1 tRNA gene and 2 rRNA genes are annotated in these 2,843 nt (G+C 48.8%); all 3 read left to right on the top strand.

Annotated features, from left to right (window positions below):
• A 16S ribosomal RNA gene (locus HMPREF2877_RS01010) occupies positions 1-701 on the top strand; the annotation flags it as partial.
• Positions 702-755: 54 nt separating this feature from the next.
• A tRNA-Ala gene (locus HMPREF2877_RS01005) sits at positions 756-828 on the top strand.
• 146 nt (positions 829-974) lie between these two features.
• Positions 975-2,843, top strand: a 23S ribosomal RNA gene (locus tag HMPREF2877_RS01000); the annotation flags it as partial.

The raw sequence follows: 2,843 nt of genomic DNA, 5'->3' as shown, positions 1-2,843 counted from the left end.
TTCCGGGATTCAGTGCCGTAGCTAACGCATTAAGCACTCCGCCTGGGGAGTACGACCGCAAGGTTGAAACTCAAAGGAATTGACGGGGGCCCGCACAAGCGGTGGAGCATGTGGTTTAATTCGAAGCAACGCGAAGAACCTTACCAGGTCTTGACATCCCGATGCTATTTCTAGAGATAGAAAGTTACTTCGGTACATCGGTGACAGGTGGTGCATGGTTGTCGTCAGCTCGTGTCGTGAGATGTTGGGTTAAGTCCCGCAACGAGCGCAACCCCTATTGTTAGTTGCCATCATTCAGTTGGGCACTCTAGCGAGACTGCCGGTAATAAACCGGAGGAAGGTGGGGATGACGTCAAATCATCATGCCCCTTATGACCTGGGCTACACACGTGCTACAATGGTTGGTACAACGAGTTGCGAGTCGGTGACGGCAAGCTAATCTCTTAAAGCCAATCTCAGTTCGGATTGTAGGCTGCAACTCGCCTACATGAAGTCGGAATCGCTAGTAATCGCGGATCAGCACGCCGCGGTGAATACGTTCCCGGGCCTTGTACACACCGCCCGTCACACCACGAGAGTTTGTAACACCCGAAGTCGGTGAGGTAACCTTTTGGAGCCAGCCGCCTAAGGTGGGATAGATGATTGGGGTGAAGTCGTAACAAGGTAGCCGTATCGGAAGGTGTGGCTGGATCACCTCCTTTCTAAGGAAAAACGGAATGTACTTGAGTTTCTTATTTAGTTTTGAGAGGTCTTGTGGGGCCTTAGCTCAGCTGGGAGAGCGCCTGCTTTGCACGCAGGAGGTCAGCGGTTCGATCCCGCTAGGCTCCATTGAATCGCAAGATTCAAGTATTGTCCATTGAAAATTGAATATCTATATCAAATTCCATATGTAATTAATTACATATAGATAGTAACAAGAAAATAAACCGAAACGCTGTGAATATTTAATGAGTTAGGTCGAAAGACCAAAATAAGGTTAAGTTAATAAGGGCGCACGGTGGATGCCTTGGCACTAGAAGCCGATGAAGGACGTGACTAACGACGAAATGCTTTGGGGAGCTGTAAGTGAGCAATGATCCAGAGATGTCCGAATGGGGGAACCCGGCAGGTAATGCCTGTCACTCATTACTGTTAAGGTAATGTAGAGGAAGACGCAGTGAACTGAAACATCTAAGTAGCTGCAGGAAGAGAAAGCAAAAGCGATTGCCTTAGTAGCGGCGAGCGAAACGGCAAGAGGGCAAACCGAAGAGTTTACTCTTCGGGGTTGTAGGACTGCAACGTGGACTTAAAGATTATAGAAGAACTACCTGGGAAGGTAGGCCAAAGAGAGTAATAGCCTCGTATTCGAAATAGTCTTTATACCTAGCAGTATCCTGAGTACGGCGAGACACGAGAAATCTCGTCGGAATCTGGGAGGACCATCTCCCAACCCTAAATACTCTCTAGTGACCGATAGTGAACCAGTACCGTGAGGGAAAGGTGAAAAGCACCCCGGGAGGGGAGTGAAATAGAACCTGAAACCGTGTGCCTACAACAAGTTCGAGCCCGTTAATGGGTGAGAGCGTGCCTTTTGTAGAATGAACCGGCGAGTTACGATATGATGCGAGGTTAAGTTGAAGAGACGGAGCCGTAGGGAAACCGAGTCTTAATAGGGCGTATTAGTATCATGTCGTAGACCCGAAACCATGTGACCTACCCATGAGCAGGTTGAAGGTGAGGTAAAACTCACTGGAGGACCGAACCAGGGCACGTTGAAAAGTGCTTGGATGACTTGTGGGTAGCGGAGAAATTCCAAACGAACTTGGAGATAGCTGGTTCTCTCCGAAATAGCTTTAGGGCTAGCGTCGATGTTAAGTCTCTTGGAGGTAGAGCACTGTTTGGGTGAGGGGTCCATCCCGGATTACCAATCTCAGATAAACTCCGAATGCCAACGAGATATAATCGGCAGTCAGACTGCGAGTGCTAAGATCCGTAGTCGAAAGGGAAACAGCCCAGACCACCAGCTAAGGTCCCAAAATATATGTTAAGTGGAAAAGGATGTGGGGTTGCACAGACAACTAGGATGTTAGCTTAGAAGCAGCTATTCATTCAAAGAGTGCGTAATAGCTCACTAGTCGAGTGACCCTGCGCCGAAAATGTACCGGGGCTAAAACATATTACCGAAGCTGTGGATACCTTTATAGGTATGGTAGGAGAGCGTTCTATGTGCGAAGAAGGTGTACCGTGAGGAGTGCTGGAGCGCATAGAAGTGAGAATGCCGGTATGAGTAGCGAAAGACAGGTGAGAATCCTGTCCACCGTAAGACTAAGGTTTCCAGGGGAAGGCTCGTCCGCCCTGGGTTAGTCGGGACCTAAGGAGAGACCGAAAGGTGTATCCGATGGACAACAGGTTGATATTCCTGTACTAGAGTATATAGTGATGGAGGGACGCAGTAGGCTAACTAAACCAGACGATTGGAAGTGTCTGGCCAAGCAGTGAGGTGTGATATGAGTCAAATGCTTATATCTATAACATTGATCTGTGATGGGGAGCGAAGTTTAGTAGCGAAGTTAGTGATGTCACACTGCCGAGAAAAGCTTCTAGCGTTAATTATACTCTACCCGTACCGCAAACCGACACAGGTAGTCGAGGCGAGTAGCCTCAGGTGAGCGAGAGAACTCTCGTTAAGGAACTCGGCAAAATGGCCCCGTAACTTCGGGAGAAGGGGCGCTGACTTATGGTCAGCCGCAGTGAATAGGCCCAAGCAACTGTTTATCAAAAACACAGCTCTCTGCTAAATCGTAAGATGATGTATAGGGGGTGACGCCTGCCCGGTGCTGGAAGGTTAAGAGGAGTGCTTAGCA

The organism is Streptococcus sp. HMSC072D03 (genome assembly GCF_001812855.1).
Taxonomy (GTDB): Bacteria; Bacillota; Bacilli; order Lactobacillales; family Streptococcaceae; genus Streptococcus; species Streptococcus salivarius_D.
The sequence above is the reverse complement of the archived record's forward strand: the minus strand, read 5'-3'. Positions and strand labels throughout refer to the sequence as shown.